At 60.9% G+C, this 16317-nt stretch carries 13 protein-coding genes; 4 read left to right on the top strand and 9 right to left on the bottom strand.

Annotated elements, in window-relative coordinates:
* Nucleotides 1-49: 49 nt before the first annotated feature.
* From AC3FLX_RS01990 to aceE, 3 genes are all read right to left on the bottom strand, one after another.
* Complete coding sequence (locus AC3FLX_RS01990; RefSeq protein ID WP_488693362.1) at nucleotides 50-448, bottom strand: winged helix-turn-helix transcriptional regulator; 399 nt, start codon at nucleotides 446-448, stop codon at nucleotides 50-52.
* A 190-nt stretch (nucleotides 449-638) separates the two neighbouring features.
* Complete coding sequence (locus AC3FLX_RS01985; protein WP_488693700.1) at nucleotides 639-3458, bottom strand: 2-oxoglutarate dehydrogenase E1 component; 2820 nt, start codon at nucleotides 3456-3458, stop codon at nucleotides 639-641.
* Between the two features lie 243 nt (nucleotides 3459-3701).
* On the bottom strand, nucleotides 3702-6413 hold the full coding sequence (gene aceE / locus AC3FLX_RS01980; RefSeq protein WP_488693360.1) for a pyruvate dehydrogenase (acetyl-transferring), homodimeric type: 2712 nt from the start codon (nucleotides 6411-6413) through the stop codon (nucleotides 3702-3704).
* A 337-nt stretch (nucleotides 6414-6750) separates the two neighbouring features.
* Between aceE and AC3FLX_RS01975 the strand changes: the two genes are divergently transcribed.
* Together AC3FLX_RS01975 and mug are read left to right on the top strand one after the other, a co-directional pair.
* Nucleotides 6751-7158 carry a hypothetical protein gene (locus AC3FLX_RS01975; protein ID WP_488693358.1) on the top strand — a complete coding sequence of 136 codons (408 nt, stop codon included), beginning with the start codon at nucleotides 6751-6753 and terminating at the stop codon, nucleotides 7156-7158.
* Nucleotide 7159: 1 nt separating this feature from the next.
* Nucleotides 7160-7723, top strand: a complete 564-nt coding sequence (gene mug, locus AC3FLX_RS01970; protein WP_488693356.1) for a G/U mismatch-specific DNA glycosylase — start codon at nucleotides 7160-7162, stop codon at nucleotides 7721-7723.
* On the opposite strand, the gene AC3FLX_RS01965 is transcribed toward mug, so the two are convergent.
* Complete coding sequence (locus AC3FLX_RS01965; RefSeq protein WP_488693698.1) at nucleotides 7720-8796, bottom strand: GlxA family transcriptional regulator; 1077 nt, start codon at nucleotides 8794-8796, stop codon at nucleotides 7720-7722. The two genes, mug and AC3FLX_RS01965, sit on opposite strands and share 4 nt — an antisense overlap.
* 236 nt (nucleotides 8797-9032) lie before the next feature.
* Here AC3FLX_RS01965 and AC3FLX_RS01960 point away from each other — a divergent pair, with 236 nt between their 5' ends.
* Nucleotides 9033-9500 carry a DUF6884 domain-containing protein gene (locus AC3FLX_RS01960; RefSeq protein WP_488693354.1) on the top strand — a complete coding sequence of 156 codons (468 nt, stop codon included), beginning with the start codon at nucleotides 9033-9035 and terminating at the stop codon, nucleotides 9498-9500.
* A 298-nt stretch (nucleotides 9501-9798) separates the two neighbouring features.
* Nucleotides 9799-11010 carry an MFS transporter gene (locus AC3FLX_RS01955; protein WP_488693352.1) on the top strand — a complete coding sequence of 404 codons (1212 nt, stop codon included), beginning with the start codon at nucleotides 9799-9801 and terminating at the stop codon, nucleotides 11008-11010.
* Between the two features lie 20 nt (nucleotides 11011-11030).
* On the opposite strand, the gene AC3FLX_RS01950 is transcribed toward AC3FLX_RS01955, so the two are convergent.
* From AC3FLX_RS01950 to AC3FLX_RS01930, 5 genes are all read right to left on the bottom strand, one after another.
* Nucleotides 11031-12413 (bottom strand): MFS transporter, encoded by a 1383-nt coding sequence (locus tag AC3FLX_RS01950; protein ID WP_488693350.1) that lies wholly within the window; start codon nucleotides 12411-12413, stop codon nucleotides 11031-11033.
* Nucleotides 12414-12568: 155 nt separating this feature from the next.
* Nucleotides 12569-13345 carry a benzoate diol dehydrogenase BenD gene (gene benD, locus AC3FLX_RS01945; RefSeq protein WP_488693348.1) on the bottom strand — a complete coding sequence of 259 codons (777 nt, stop codon included), beginning with the start codon at nucleotides 13343-13345 and terminating at the stop codon, nucleotides 12569-12571.
* Nucleotides 13342-14364, bottom strand: coding sequence for a benzoate 1,2-dioxygenase electron transfer component BenC (benC, locus tag AC3FLX_RS01940; RefSeq protein ID WP_488693346.1), 1023 nt, complete (start codon nucleotides 14362-14364; stop codon nucleotides 13342-13344). Before benC ends, benD begins: the two co-directional genes overlap by 4 nt.
* Before the next feature lie 38 nt (nucleotides 14365-14402).
* Entirely contained in the window at nucleotides 14403-14891 is a 489-nt protein-coding gene (benB, locus tag AC3FLX_RS01935; RefSeq protein WP_488693345.1) for a benzoate 1,2-dioxygenase small subunit, read from the bottom strand.
* Nucleotides 14888-16246 carry an SRPBCC family protein gene (locus AC3FLX_RS01930; protein WP_488693343.1) on the bottom strand — a complete coding sequence of 453 codons (1359 nt, stop codon included), beginning with the start codon at nucleotides 16244-16246 and terminating at the stop codon, nucleotides 14888-14890. The genes benB and AC3FLX_RS01930 overlap by 4 nt, the downstream gene beginning before the upstream one ends.
* Nucleotides 16247-16317 lie beyond the last annotated feature (71 nt).

Below are 16317 nucleotides of genomic sequence, written 5' to 3'. Positions count from 1 at the left end.
TAATGCCTGAAGGTGCCGCGTTGCTTTCCAGCCCTGCAACGTGCCCAGGCTAGCGGGACTCGTGCACCGAGGCTTGATCCAGCGCGGACGGGACGCAATGGTCGCCGCCCCATTGCCGTAGCGCGGCCAGAACGGCGTGCAAGCGCGCGCCCTTTTCCGTCAGAACGTAGTCGCTCCAGTCCGCGCGCTGCCTGCTTGCCTGCGCCTCCAGCACGCCATGCTCGACAAGCGTGCGCAGCCGCGCGGCAAGGATGTTCGGGCCAAGCCCTAGATGCCGCTGAAACTGGCCGAAGCGGGTCGTGCCGGCCAGTGCTTCGCGGACGATCAGCAGTGTCCAGGCATCACCTACGATATCCAGCACACGCGCGATCAGTTGAAGGTCTTCCTGCGGACTTTCAGGTTCCCATTGCGACGGCAGCGTGCCGGTCGCCAGAGCGCTTCTTGACATGATTTCATCCATTTGATTCACCGCGATCTCGATAGACGCGTTGTGCCTGCATCAGCAAAAGGGAGGAACCCAAGCAGGCAAAGAAAATCGGCGCCATCGGCGCCGACTCCCTTTTGCTGACTACTGACTACTGACTAAGGCCGAAAACTGAAGTGGGCATATCGGCAATGCCTTTTCGCCCCGTGCCGCCTTATTCGCGGGCATCTCCAATGGCGGCGCGCAGAAAGCTCTCCACCCGCGTTGCATGCATCGATGCGTAGCCCGGTGCAGTCGATGCCGTGGCTTCCGGTCCGACGTAACGCAGCATGCCCGGTGTCTTGACGATGTCCAGCATCCGCTCCATCACAAAGGTCCATGCGCCCTGGTTCTTCGACTCCTCCTGGCACCACACCACGTGCTTCAGGTTCGGGTAGCGCGCCAGTTCGTTAGCGATCTCAAGATCCGGGAACGGATACAGCTGTTCCACGCGAAGCAGTGCGATATTGTCCTTGCCGGCCTTGCGACGACGGGCAAGCAATTCAAAGTAGACCTTGCCGGAGCTCAGGATCAGCGAATCCACTTTCTCGGCTTCGGCCTTGGTCCGCGCTTCCGTCAGCACTGGCTCGAACTCGCCATTTGCCAGGTCTTCCAGGCAGCTGATCGCTTCGGGATGGCGGAGCAGCGACTTCGGTGTCATGACGATCAGGGGAACGCGGTCGTGTCCCAACGCCTGTTCGCGCAGCAGGTGATAGATCTGCGCGGGGGTTGTGGGCTGCGCCACCCGCATATTGCCCTGTGCGGAAAGCTGAAGATAACGTTCGAGCCGTGCCGATGCATGCTCGGGACCCTGCCCTTCCTGGCCATGCGGCAACAGCAACGTGATGCCGCTGCGCTGCCCCCACTTGGCTTCGCCAGCGGACAGGAAGTTGTCGATCACGACCTGGGCACCATTCGCAAAGTCGCCGAACTGCGCTTCCCACAGCACCAGCGAATCGGGCCGCTCCAGCGAGTAGCCGTACTCGAAACCGAGCACACCCGCCTCGGACAGCGTGGAATTCGCAATCGCGATGGTTCCCTGATTCTCGGCAACATGCTCTAGCGGCGTATAGAAGCCCTGATCGCGCGCCACGCGCTTCTGATCGTGAAGCACGGCGTGCCGATGGCTGAACGTTCCGCGTTCGCTATCCTGGCCGCTGAGCCGCACGTTCACGCCATCCGATAACAGCGACGCATACGCCAGGTGCTCGGCCATTCCCCAGTCAAGAGCACGCGTTCCCGCAGCCATTTCGCGGCGTGCCGCGATCACCTTTTCGACCAGCGGGTGCAACGTGAATTGTTCGGGGACGGATGTGATGCGCTGTCCAAGCGCCTTGAGTCGCGCAACCGGCACAGCGTCCGGGGTCCGTCCAAGGACTTCCTGCAGCGATGCCGCGCTGGTCCGATCGTCATGCGATGCGGCATGATCGGCCTCACCTTGCGCGGCGTCCAGCCGCTCGCGGTACTCGATGACAAGTCGCTCGACGTCCTCCGCACTCACAACCTGTTCGCTCACGAGCGTCGAGGCGTAGATGGACCGCACACCGGGATGACCCGAGATCGAGCGATACATCAGCGGTTGCGTAATGCTCGGCGTATCTTGCTCCTGATGGCCGTGGCGGCGGAAGCAGACCAGTTCGATCACCACGCTCCGATTGAACGTCGCACGAAAATCGATGGCCATGCGCGTGGCCGCGACCACGGCCTCGGGATCGTCGCCATTCACGTGCAGCACGGGCGCCTCGATCATCTTGGCGATATCCGTAGAGTAGAACGACGACCGTGCATCTTGCGGACGGGACGTAGTAAAGCCAACCTGGTTGTTGACCACGATGTGAATCGTGCCACCGGTGCCGTATCCGCGCGTGCTCGACAAGTTCATCGTTTCCATGACGATGCCCTGCCCGGAGATCGATGCATCGCCATGAATCTCGATCGGAAGCACGGCGCCCGAACTCAGTCCCAGCGCTTCGGCGCGCGCCCTGGCCATCCCCTGCACCACGGGATTGACGATCTCCAGATGCGAAGGGTTGAAGGCGACCGTAACCTCGGCTGGCCCCGCCTCCGTGGCGATCGTGCTGGTAAATCCCTTGTGATACTTGACGTCACCCGCGATCAGATCCTGAGACTTCTTGCCGTCGAATTCATCGAAGAGCGCCGCGGCCGGCTTGCCGGCGATATTCACCAGCACATTGAGCCGGCCCCGGTGTGCCATGCCCAGTATGGAATGCTGGATGCCCCGCGACGCGCCGTAGGAAACCAGCTCGTCCAACAGCACGATCAGCGACTCGCCACCTTCCAGCGAAAAGCGCTTCTGCCCGACGTAACGGGAATGAAGGTACTTCTCCAGTCCTTCAGCGGCCGTGAGTTTTTCCAGAACATGGCGCTTGTCGTTGACGGTCAGCTTGGCTTTCGACCGCGTGGACTCAAGCCGCATCTGCCACCAGTTTCGTTGGGCCGGGTCCGTGAGGTACATGAACTCCGCACCCAGGGTGCCGCAGTATGTTTCGGACAGCGCCTCGACCATTGCCTCCAGCGTCATATCGTCGTCGGAGAAATTCGTATCCGACGGATCGAACTTCGTCTTCATGTCCGCCTGCGAGAGTCCGTAGTAGCTCGGAATCAAGTCCGGCACCGCCACAGGTTCCATCCAGCGCAGCGGGTCGAGATTCGCATGGCGCGTGCCGACCATCCGGTAAGCCAGGATCATGGCCTGCACGGCGAGTTGCTTGCGGATGAATCCGGGATTGCCGCTCGGCGGATGCTCACCCGGCCGTGAATGCTTCGCCAGTTCGACGAAGCGGGATACGACGCGACTGTGCGCGACATCGGCACTGCTCGACCCATCCACTGCCGGCACGGCCTGGAGCGCATCAAAATAGCCGCGCCATTCTTCAGACACCGCGGACCTGTCGGTCAGGTACGCCTCGTACTGCTCCTCAACGTAGGGAGCGTTGCCTCCAAACAGGAAGGAGGAGTTCCGATTCTCGATCATCATGATTGCTAGACCTGTCGTGAAACTGAGCGATTGCCCGTTGCTTAAAGTCTAGAAATTTGGCGCTTGGGACGACGGCCTGGTTATGGAGGTTTGGGGCCATCTCATACCGATTTCCGGCCAGGTGCAGCCATTGCCAATGCAAGCGCGGCTCACAATGAGGCTGGCCCTCGACGCCACGGCAGCGACGAGGGCCAGTCGGCCACACGGGCCGTTGCCGGCCCATTGGCTTACGCATCCGGCCTACACACCCATCGGATTCGGCTTGGATGGGTCGAGTCCGTACTTTTTGATCGCATCGGCCACGACACTGGCTTCGATCGTGCCTTCGTCGGCAAGCGCCTTGAGCGCCGACACAGCAATCCAGTAGCGATCGATTTCAAAGAAGTCGCGCAACTTTTCACGGGTGTCGGAGCGCCCGAAGCCATCGGTGCCGAGCACGACGAAGCGTTGCGGGATGAACTCGCGGAGTTGCTCGGTCAGCGTGCGCACGTAATCGGTCGAAGCAATGACCGGACCTTGCGCACCGGTGAGAAGCCGCTCCACGTGTGAGACGCGCTGAACTTCCGTGGGATGCAGCAGGTTCCAGCGCTTGACCTCGCGGCCTTCGCGGGCCAGTTCGGTGATGCCCGGGGCACTCCATAAGTCCGCTGCCACGGACCAGTCCGCCTCCAGCAGGCTTGCAGCGGCGATGACTTCGTTGAAGATGGTGCCCGCGCCCATCAACTGCACACGGGGCATTGCGCTTTCGGCAGCCGACTTTCTGAACAGATACAGGCCCCGGATGATGTCCTGCGCCACATCCGCGCGGTCTGGCATCGGCGGGTGCTCGTAGTTTTCGTTCATCACGGTGACGTAGTAGAAGACGTCCTCCTGCTCGGTCACCATGCGCCGCAAACCGTCCTGCATGATCACGGCGAGTTCGTAGCTGAATGTGGGGTCGTAGCTAATGCAATTTGCCACGCTCGATGCCCACAGCAACGAATGCCCGTCCTGATGCTGCAACCCCTCGCCGTTAAGCGTGGTCCGGCCCGCGGTGCCGCCCAGCAGGAAGCCGCGCGAGCGCATGTCGCCGGCCGCCCATACGAGGTCGCCGACGCGCTGGAAGCCGAACATCGAATAGAACACGAAGAACGGAATCATGGTCTCGCCGTGCGTCGAGTACGACGTCGCCGCGGCGATCCAGTCCGACATGCCACCTGCCTCGTTGATGCCTTCCTGAAGAATCTGCCCGGTTTCGGATTCACGGTAGAACATCAGTTGTCCCGAATCCTCCGGCTCGTAGCGCTGTCCGTCCTGATTCCAGATGCCGATCTGCCGGAACAAGCCTTCCATGCCAAACGTCCGCGACTCATCGGGCACGATTGGCACAACGCGCTTGCCTAGCGTCTTGTCCTTGAGCAGCACACCCAGAAAACGCACGAAAGCCATCGTCGTCGACATCTTCCGGCCTTCCGTCGTGCCCTTGAGCAGAGCGTCGAACGCGCCGAGGTCGGGCGTTGGCAGCGACGCGGCCTTTTGCCGCCGTGCCGGCACATAGCCACCGAGTTCGTGGCGACGCGCCTGCAGATACTCAAATTCGTTCGAGCCTTCGTCGAATTTCAGATAGGGCACGTCCGCAATGGCTTCGTCGGAGATCGGAAGCTTGAACTGGTCGCGGAACGCCTTCAGTTGCTCCACCTGCATCTTCTTCTGCTGATGCGTGTTATTCATCGCCTGGCCGGCCTCGCCCATCCCATAGCCCTTGATGGTCTTGGCCAGGATTACCGTCGGTCGACCGTTCGGCGTCGAAGCCTGTGCATAGGCGGCGTAGATCTTGTGGGGGTCGTGTCCACCACGATTCAACGCCCAGATGTCATCGTCGGTCCAGTCCGCCACCAGGGCCTTGAGTTCCGGCGTGTTGAAGAACTTCTCGCGCACGTAAGCACCGGACTTTGACTTGTACGTCTGATATTCCCCGTCCACCACTTCCATCATCCGGCGCATCAACGCGCCATTGCGGTCGCGCGCCAGCAGCGCATCCCAGCGGCTACCCCAGATCACCTTGATGACGTTCCATCCGGCGCCGCTGAACAGATTTTCCAGTTCCTGGATGATCTTGCCGTTGCCACGCACCGGCCCGTCCAGGCGCTGGAGATTGCAGTTGACCACGAAGATCAGGTTATCCAGCCGCTCCCGCGCCGCCATGCCGATTGCGCCCATCGATTCGGGTTCGTCCATCTCGCCATCGCCAAGAAACGCCCAGACCTTGCGCCCTTTTGTCGTCACGACACCCCTGGCTTCGATGTACTTCATGAAGCGGGCCTGATAGATCGCCATGAGGGGACCAAGGCCCATCGAGACAGTGGGAAACTGCCAGAAGTCGCGCATCAACCAGGGATGTGGATACGACGGCATGCCCTGCCCGCCCGTTTCCTGGCGGAAGTTGTCCAGTTGCGCGACCGTCAGGCGGCCTTCGAGGAAGGCGCGCGAATAGATACCAGGCGAAGAATGCCCCTGGAAGAAGACAAGATCTCCCCCATGATTGGCGGAGGCGCCGTGCCAGAAGTGGTTGAAGCCTACGTCGTAGAGCGTTGCGGCGGAGGCGAAGGAAGCAATGTGCCCACCCACATTGGTTTCGCGGCCGGCACGCAGCACCATCGCGATCGCGTTCCAGCGCATGTACGAGCGAATCTTGTGTTCCGTGGCCTGATCTCCGGGAATGGCGACCTGCTTGCTCGTCGGAATCGTATTCACATAGGGCGTTGCGGTGGAGAACGGGGAATACTCGCCGTTCATCCGCACAAACTCGATTTGCCGTTGAATCAGGAAACGCGCACGGTCCATGCCGATATGCGACGCCACACCATCGAGTGCGTCGAGCCACTCGGCGGTCTCCTGAGGATCATCGTCATCGCGCGGGTCCTGGCCATATTTCGTCACGCCCGTCGACCCATCATTTGGTACTGCAGCCATTTGGAACCTCCAGAGGAATGCGTATGTTCGCGCGTGGCATCGCGGATGCGTGTCACCGGTGAAAGTCATTCTAGGTAGCGGTAAGGACGAGGGCGGTGTCGCGGCAGATAAGCGCTACAACTTGGCCTGAAACCGCAACGTCCGGCGATTTTTCCGGATGCGCGGTACGGTAAGGACGACGCGGTTCCGGCAGCGAAACTCGGGGGCCGGTACGCCTTGGCCTGGAAACGCGCGATGTTGGCCGGATTCGGTCCTATCCCGCGACGCTGCCAATCGCGGCGATCTCTATAGTCACGGTAATGGCTGCGTGTGCTCGCCAAATAGCAGGAGTGGTCCGATGAAACTCGAAAGAAGCGGCAATCCACGGCATTGCGGCATTGCTGGTGCCTGTGGAATCAACGAGCATCGGACATTGCCGGACGCGATATCCGACGACCCGGTCGGCATGGCCGCAGCGCTGATTGAAATCAGAAAGCCTTTCGTCGTGGCTTTAGCGTTAGGCCAGGCAGACCGCACCAGCGACAGCGTTGGAGACATTGCGGTCTTTGCGACGAACGGATCTCTACTTGCGGGCCGTCTTGACGACACACTTGCCGCGGAGCATCTGGCACGGGCCGCGGCCGATTGCTTCGCGCGACGATTGGCATCAGTGATCGAATTTCGGAAGGATGAGCAAGTGATCGACGCATCCGCCACCGGAGACCCCGTACTCAGGTTCTATATGGAACCGGTTTTGTGGAAATGACATGACGGATCAAAGCTCCGCAGCGATGCCGACATCGGGAAGCGCGCTGCCGGACCTCATCGTGCCCGGCTTGTCGGCGATCTTCTGCGGCCTGAACCCTGGCTTGCGGGCGGCGGCAGTCGGCCACCACTTTGAAGGACGCGGAAACCGATTCTGGCGGACCCTTCATCTTGCAGGATTCACCGAGCGCGAACTGAAGCCCGCCGAGGACAAGCAGCTTTTGAAGTATGGATTTGGCCTCGCCACCGTAGTCTGCCGGCCAACCGCCAGCGCCGCCGAGTTGTCGAAGCAGGAGTATGCCGACGCCGCGGCAGGACTGGTTAGTCGACTGAATCGCTTTCGTCCCCACTACATTGCCTTCCTGGGCAAGGACGCCTACGCCGCCATGAGCCATCAGAAGCACGTCAGTTGGGGACTTCAGCCGGAGCCGATCGCCGCATCGAAAGTCTGGCTGCTACCCAATCCAAGTGGTCGCAATCGCGGGTTCGCACTCGCGGATCTTGTGGCGGCCTATTGCGAGTTCCGCGAGGCCGCCGCTTTAACGGCCCCGCGAGATGCAGACTAATGCGCTGTAGCAGCGACGGCGCGGTGTTGGGGATGCTCCCGGCGCGGGGACGGAGAGGATGGGAACATGATCTGCTCGCCTTCGCCGTGCTTTTCCGGAATTGCCTGCGAGCTGCCTTCGGTTTCCTGAAAGCGCTGGCGATACTCCTTTGGAGTGATATCGAGCCGGCGGGAAAAGATCATTCGCATATGCGTCGAACTATGGAATCCACTCCGGAACGCAATGGTCTTGAGCGGCACGTCGGTTTGCTCAAGCAGCTTGCGCGCAAAGTCGACCCGCACCTGCTCGACGAATACCGACGGCGAGACCTTCGCGTGCTTTGCGAAGGTGCGGCTGAATGTTCGACGACTCACGCCCACGGCATCCGCCAATTCCTCGATGGAGAAGGCTTCCGCGATGTGGTCGTTGATGTAGCGCATGGCGCGGCTGACGATGGAATCTTCTTCGGGGCCAACGGCCAGGTAGGGGCTGTACTGGGACTGCCCGCCATCGCGGCGGATATACACGATCAGGCGCTTTGCGACTTTTACCGCAATGGCATGCCCAAAGTCCTCGGCAACGAGCGCAAGGCACAGATCAATGCCGGCCGTGACACCGCCACTGGTGAAAAGATTGCCGTCGCGCACGAATATCTTGTCCGGGCGGACGAGCGCACGCGGGAAATATTCCTGCAGCCGTTTGGTATCGGACCAATGCGCGGTGACTTCCCGTCCGTCGAGCAATCCGGCGTGTGCCAGCAGGAACACGCCATTGCAGACGGCTCCGAACCGCTGTGCGGTCAACGCCTTGTCGTGAAGCCAGGAAAGAAAGTCCGGGTCGGGCTGCAAGCCTGGCGCCCGAGGTCCCCCTGCCATGAGAAGCAGGTCGCATTCATCGCGGTAGTTGCGATAGTCGACATGAACACCCACGTGCATGCCGTTGGAACAGGTAACGCTATGCGGCGTTACGCCAACCAGCGTGACCTCATAGCGCTTGTGGTGCGGCAGCAGCGCATTGGCTTCCGCAAACACGTCCATCGGGCCGGCCACATCCAGCGCTTGAACACCATCGAACACAACAAGAGCTACTTTCATCGCTTCTGCTTCACTTCCAACACTTGCAACGCCAATTCGTGAGGCGGGCCGCCCCGTTGAGAGGGATGGTATGCGTTTTCGCCCAGAGAGATTAGAGGACGAATGTGAGAAACATTCTTCCAATAATCGAGAAGCACATCCGGGTGCGACCTCGATAACCTCCCCGCCATTCCGTCGACGCCGCGCGCCAGGCAGCGTCCCAACCTGGCTCAACACTGCCGCCCTCAACTTTCGCCATGCGCCCTTTTTTCGCCTATTCGCCTTCCGCGCGCCCGCTGGTCCTTCTGGCTTGCTCGGGGACCAAGCTCGATCGGCCTGCAAAAGCCATTGAACTGTACAAAGGCGTGATGTACACCACGCTCGCCAAGCACCAGAGCGCCGATGCGCCGCCGAACGTTCTGATCCTTTCCGCTGAACATGGATTCGTATCGCCCGATAGCGTTATCGCGCCTTACAACCGGCGCATGACGGTCATGCGCGCCGATGAAATGCTGTCCGACCTTGGTCGGTTCAACACCCACGCAGCGTGGCCGCGCGAGATCGGCAAAGCGTTCCTGGCTGGCGGGGCCGAATCGCGGCGCGTCATGTGGGCAATGCTTGCGGCGCTGTATCCCGAAGCCGTGCCATTCGCGGGCGAAACGTCGGGTGGCATCGGCCAGCAGCGGGCGCAGCTCGGCGCATTTCTGCGCGCGGCGTACCGATGACGTCGCATTGAATTAGGCGTCTTGGCATCACCCTCTCAAATCGTGGAAGAGAGATTCCCGATATCGAGGCATTCTCTTGGCGATTGCACGCGCGTAGTCTTCGAACCAAGACGCGATGCCCTCGGCGGGCTCGCATTATCGGCTTGGAGAGTCATATGCCTCGACATTGCAATCACGGTTCCGAAGCGAGTAGACGGAACATTACGCGACCCAAGCGTCGCAGCCTGACCAGCCTCGCTGCGGTCGCGTGCGCATCGGCGTTTATGACGCGGCGCGCCATTTCCAGCAGGAGACTGCCATGAGCGCCCCGCACGATACTTCGGCCGCCGGTGCGCCGCCCGTGGCGTCCCGCGCCAAAATCATCATGATGGCGATCATCGCGGGCGCGGTGATCACCAACATCTATTGCACGCAGCCAATCCTGCCACTGATCGCCACGGGCATGAAAGTCAACGTGACAACCGTTGACCTCGTTGCCGGCGCGGCGTTGCTCGGCTTTGCCAGCGGACTGGCATTGCTGTTGCCTCTGGGTGATCGATTCGACCGGCGCAAACTCGTGCTGATCCAGATCGCGCTTGCGTTCTGCTTCGCGTTGGCCGCGGCGCTCGCGCCGAGCATCTGGCCCCTGATCATTGCGTCCTTCGGTCTCGGTGTCGTCAGTTGCGTGCCTCAGCAACTCGTTCCATTTGCGGCCGTCATGTCATTGCCGAGCGAGCGCGGACGCTCCGTCGGCACCGTCGTGAGCGGCATCATGGTTGGCATCCTGCTTGGCCGCACGATCAGCGGCGTGGTTGGCGCGGCCTATGGTTGGCGCGCGGTCTACGGCCTGGCCGCAATTTTCATGATCCCGGTCTGGATCGCCGCCGCCTCGCTCCTTCCTCGCGGTCTGCCGAGCACGAACCTTTCGTATGGACGCTTGCTCGCATCGCTCTGGCCGCTGGCTCGGGATAACGCTCCCATTCGTCAGTCGATGATCATCCAGGCGCTGTTGTGGGCGTGCTTCAATGCCTTCTGGGTCAACCTGGCAGCACTGCTTGCCGACGGGCCGCTGCATCTGAGCAGTGCCTGGGCGGGCGGCTTTGGCATCATCGGTGCAGCCGGCGCACTTGCCGCTTCGCTCGGCGGTCGTGCCACCGACCGACTGGGCCCGCGAACCGTCATCGCCGCGAGCATCGGCTTCGTTACGCTGTCCTATCTGTTTCTGGCCGGCGCCGAGACATCGCTGGCGCTCCTGGTGATCGGCGTCGTCGTGCTGGATATCGGCGTGCAGGCGGGGCTGGTCTCGAACCAGACACGCGCCTTCGCCGTCGATCCCAAAGCGCAAGGCCGGATCAATAGCCTGTACATGACCGCCACGTTCCTCGGCGGCGCCGTCGGCGTGATGATCAGCGGCTGGCTGATGACGCGCTTTGGCTGGCCCGGCATCGTCGTCTTCGGCATCGCCCTCGGCATCGCCGCATCGGTGATTCACTGGACGAGTGCGCCCCGGAATGTACTGAAGTCGACGTAACGCCGGGCACGCCGATCTGCCTACCGTGCAGCGCGTTCGCGCAGAACGGTGGCATGTTCGGCATCCGCTGTGCCCTGGCTGGACTCGCTGTCGATCACCGACGCCGATCGTTTGTGGTCGATCAGCAGCACAGCCAGCACCGCGATCACGGCAGGCACCGCGATGGCAACGAAATTCTGCTGCAGTGGCAGGGACATACTCACCAGCACGCCGATGACGATCGGTGCGAGGATTGCACCGCTTCGCCCGACACCGGAGGCCCAGCCAATACCGGTTCCCCGGACGGTCGCCGGATAGAACTGGCCTGCATACGCATACGTCACGATCTGCGTACCGATGGTGGAGGCACCAGCAAGCGCGACCACGAAGAACAGCGCTTCGGTCGGCATTTTGTAGCCAAGCAGCGTGATGGAAACGGCGGCAAGCGCGTACATGCCAACCAGTACGTGTTTGATATTGAACTTGTCCGCCAGCCAGCCGCCGCCGATTGCGCCGGCCATCGCGCCGAAGTTCAGCACCAGCACGAACGTCAGCGCCGATCCGAGGCTATAGCCCGCACCAGCCATGAGTTTCGTGAGCCAGGAACTCAACGCGTAGACCATGAACAGGCACATGAAGAAGGCAATCCACAGCATCGCGGTGCTGAATCCACGGCCGTCGCGGAACAGCATGCTGATGGGCGCACTGGCACTCTTCTCGGCTTGCGGCAAGTCGAACCGGTCTGTTGCCTGGGCACGGTAGGACGGGTCGATCTTCAGGAGCACGGCTCGGAGCGTATCCAGTCGATTACGTTGAATCAGGAACGGCAGCGATTCCGGCATCAGCCGCAGCACGGCAGGGATGATCAGTACGGGAACGCTCGCCGCCAGAAACACCGATTGCCAGCCGTACGTTTCGATCAGCGATTTGCCCATCAATGCCGCGAGCATCCCGCCGACGGAATACCCGCTAAACATAAGCGTGACCATCGTCCCACGAATCTTGCGCGGCGAGAATTCCGTCATCTGCGCGACGACGTTCGGCATCACACCGCCGATCCCCAGTCCGGCAAGAAAGCGCGTCACGCTGAACGTAATCGGATCATGCGTCATTCCCGCCGCCGCAGTGAAGACGCTGAACAGGGCGATGCAGATGGCAATCGCCCTTGGCCGGCCAATACGATCGGCAATGGTTCCCATGATGACCGCGCCAAACATCATCCCGAACAGCGCGGAACTGACCATGAAGCCGGCGCGCGTGGCGTCGACACCCATGTCTTTCATGATGGACGGCAGGGCAATGCCCACGACGGCGAGGTCGTAGCCGTCGAAGATGATGATGATCGCGCACCAGAACAGTAGTCCGGCATGAAACCGGTTGAAGCGCGCGTCGTCTGCAAGCTTTTGAACGTCAACGTGACGCATGATTTGTCTCCTCCGTTTTTTAAGGAATGGCGCGCCATCCCTCGCGGCATCTGCATGTCGCGTGGGTGGCAGCGGCTATCCGAGCTTGAAACGTTGAATTTGCCGGTCGCCGTCTAGCGCGGCGTTGGCAGGGATACGATGGATTGCGACGAGTGCTAGCCGTTGTCGCCGCCAGCAACCGGCAACACGGTGCCAGTGATATAGCTCGCTTCGTCGGAGGCGAGGAAAAGAATCGGCGCGATCTGTTCGTCAAGGGTTCCGTAGCGCCGGAAGAACGTCGAATCGGTCACCTGCGTCACGGCCTCGTTCATCCAGACCTTCTCTCGTTCGCTATCTCCGGCGGCATTGCGCGGCACGCGACGCGCAGGGGCCTCCGTTCCGCCGGGAGCGGCCGCGACCACTCGAATGTTGTGCTCGCCATACTCCATTGCCAGCGACTGCGTCATCGCGTTAACGCCGCCCTTCGCAGCGGAGTACGGTACGCGGCGAATACCGCGCGTTGCATTCGAAGAAACGTTGACGATGGTTCCACCACCCTGCGCGAGCATATGCGGAAGCACCGCGTGGCAGGCGTACAGGGTAGGCATGAGCGAGCGACGAATCTCCGCGTCAATCTGCTGTGGTTCGAATTCGGCAAAGGGCCGCATCCGGATCGCGCCGCCCACGCCGTTGACCAATATGTCGATGCGACCAAAGAGCTTCACCGCGAATGCCATCGTGACGGCCGCGCCGTCATAGGTCTCCAGGTCGGCAATAAAGCCGGCGGTAGTGGCCCCTCTTGCCTCCGCCGCGACTTCGGAGACGAAGTCCGCACGGTCGACGAACAAGACCTTGGCGCCCTCCGCCGCTGCGCGTAGCGCCACGCCACGGCCGATGCCCTGCGCCGCGCCGGTCACCACCATGACCTTGCCTTCAAATCGCTGCGCACTCATGGCGTCACCGGGGCAGCGTTGGGCGTGAACTTCTCATAGTGGAAGCTGTTCGGCTTCACGCCTTTGTCGTCGAAGTGCTTGCGCACGGCATCGACCATCGGGGGCGGGCCGCACAAGTACACGTCGACATCGCCGTCGTTCAGACATTCCGCCGGCATATGCTGGGTCACCCAACCCTTGCGAGGATGGCTCGATTCCGCCTCGGCAACCACGGTGCTGAACGTCAGGTTCGGCAGTTTGGCGACGTACGCCTGGATCGCTTCAACCTGTACCAGATCGAGGTCCCGCGTCACGCCATAGATCAGATGCACCTTCTGCTGCGAGTTCGCGCGAACCAGCACTTCGAACATCGACAGGAAAGGCGCCAGGCCCGTGCCGCCGGCCAGAAACAGCAAGGGACGTTCCACTGCCCGAAGATAGAAACTGCCCAAGGGGCCGGTCAGTTGCACCTTGTGGCCCGGCTGGGCCGATTCCAGCCAGGTGCTCATCACGCCGCCAGGAATCTTCTTGATCAGAAAGCTGATCTTCGACGCGCCTGGTGCGGACGAGAACGAATACGAGCGATGCTGTCCGCTGCCAGGAACATCGATGTTCACGTACTGGCCAGCCAGGAAGACCGGAGGAATGCTGTCAACGTCCAGCTCAAGAACCACTGCCGCATCATTGTGCTGTTCGACCTTCGTAACCGTCGCGGCGAACTTGCTTTGCTCGGTCTTGCACACCGTCGACGATGCCGGAACGGCGATGACGCAGTCGCTCTGCGGCACCATCTGGCAGGTGAGCACGAGGCCACTGTCCTTCTCGTCCTCGCTCAGCGCGTCCTCGATGTAATCGTCACCCAGGTCGTAGCGGCCACTCTCGGCGCGGCACTTGCAAGTGCCGCACACGCCGTCTGAGCAATCCATCGGCAGGTTGATCTTGGCGCGAAAAGCGGCATCGAGAACCTTTTCCCCGGCCTTGCATTCGACAAAGCGGGTCACGCCGTCTTCAAAATTCAGTGCGATGTTGTAGCTGGACATGTTGCCTCCTGCGTCCGATTTCATTCCGACCTGTGGCTTCAGACGTGGTAGACGTCCAGCACCTGGCGGATGTAGTCATTCTTGAGCGCAATCTTCTTGCTCGAAATCAGCAAGCGCTCGTCAATCTTGCGAAAGGTGAGGTAGACGGTGCCGAAGTACTGGTCCGTTACCTTGTAGCGATGGCTTAGCGTGTTGAAGTTGTAGCGCACGTCGACTTCGTTATCGCGCTCGGCCAGCACTTCCACATTGGTCACGTTGTGGCTGGTGCGCGGCTCCGGCATCGACGCGCTGCTGCGCTCGGTTCTGATACGAAACACCCGGTCTTCCAGACCACCACGATCCGAGTAGTACATCAAGGAGATCTCGCTTTGCGGGTCTTCGGTGAGCTTGTCGTCGTCGTCCCAGGCCGGCATCCAGTAGGTGACGTCGTCCGCGTAGCAGGCCAACCATTCGTCCCAAAGTCGGTCATCCAGAAAGCGCGCCTCCTGATAGAGCGCCTGACAGATTTTTTGATAGTCGATGGTCATACCGCTGCCTCTGATTTCTCTTTACGCACGGCCTCGCGCATGACCTGCATCCAGTATTCGTGTTGCACGACGAAGAGACCTTCGTCTTCACTGCGCTCGCCGGAGATGAGCGGGTTCAACCCCATGCCCTTCGCGTTTGCGTCGGGTCCGTGGACCCACAACGGCGCGCCACGCGACATGTCGTTCCACATCGACGTCGTGCTGGCATAGCCGGACTGGCAAGCGCGGAATTCTTCGAGGTCGTCGCTGGTTCCCATGCCCGACACGTTGAAGAAATCTTCGTACTGGCGAATGCGGATGGCGCGTTGTTCCGCGCTTTCGCCCTTTGGCGCAAAGCAGAAGATGCTGACTTCCGTCTTGTCGACGCTGATGGGACGAACCACGCGAATCTGGGTGCTGAACTGATCCATCAGGAACACGTTCGGGTACAGACACAGGTTGCGCGTCTGATTTACGATGTAGTTCGCCTTGTCTTCACCGACGCGCGCTGCGATCTCGTCGCGGTGTTGATAAACCGGGCGCACTTCCGGATTCATCGTATTGGTCCAGAGCAGGATATGGCCATGCTCAAAGCCATACACACCGGCAATCGACTTGCTCCAGCCATTCGCATCCACGGCTTTGGTGCCCTCGACCTTGCGGCGGCCCATCGTTGCGGCGTAGTTCCAGTGCACGGTGCTGACGTGATAGCCGTCGCATCCGTTTTCCATCTGCATCTTCCAGTTGCCGTCGTAGATGTAGGAAGAGTTGCCACGCAGCACTTCGATACCTTCCGGCGCTTGGGAAACGATCTGGTCGATGATGACCTTCGTCTCGCCGAGGTAGTCTTCCAGCGGCATCACGTCGTCGCTCAGACTGCCGAACAGGAAGCCACGATAGTTCTGAAAGCGCGCAACCTTCTTCAGGTCGTGCGATCCCTGCTTGTTGAATTGCACCGGGTATTCGGTGGTCTTCTCGTCCTTGACCTTCAGCAGCTTGCCGGCGTTCGAGAACGTCCAGCCGTGGAACGGACAGGTGAAGCTGCCCTTGTTACCGTGCTTGCGGCGGCACAGCATGGCGCCCTTGTGCGCGCATGCATTGATCACCGCATGCAGCTCGCCGGTCTTGTCGCGGGTGATGACGATTGGCTGGCGACCAATCCACGTGGTGTAGTAATCGTTGTTGTTGGGAACCTGACTTTCGTGCGCCAGGTAGACCCAGTTGCTCTCGAAGATGTGCTTCATCTCGAGTTCGTACAGATCGGCGTTCGTGAAGATGTCGCGGCGGCAGCGGAAGACGCCATTTTCCTTGTCATCCTGAACGGCGTTGCTCAGCAAGTCGTCCAGTTGTCGTGCTTTATCGATAGTTGCGGACATGAGTCGTCTCCCTATGCAGGCTTCGTGGTGAAGCGCTGTGGCATCGGTGCGGATGGTTCGTGCGGAGAGGT

It is taken from the genome of Cupriavidus sp. 291-E7, assembly GCF_057798835.1.
Note: the sequence above shows the minus strand (reverse complement) of the source record. Positions and strands in the feature narration are given on the sequence as shown.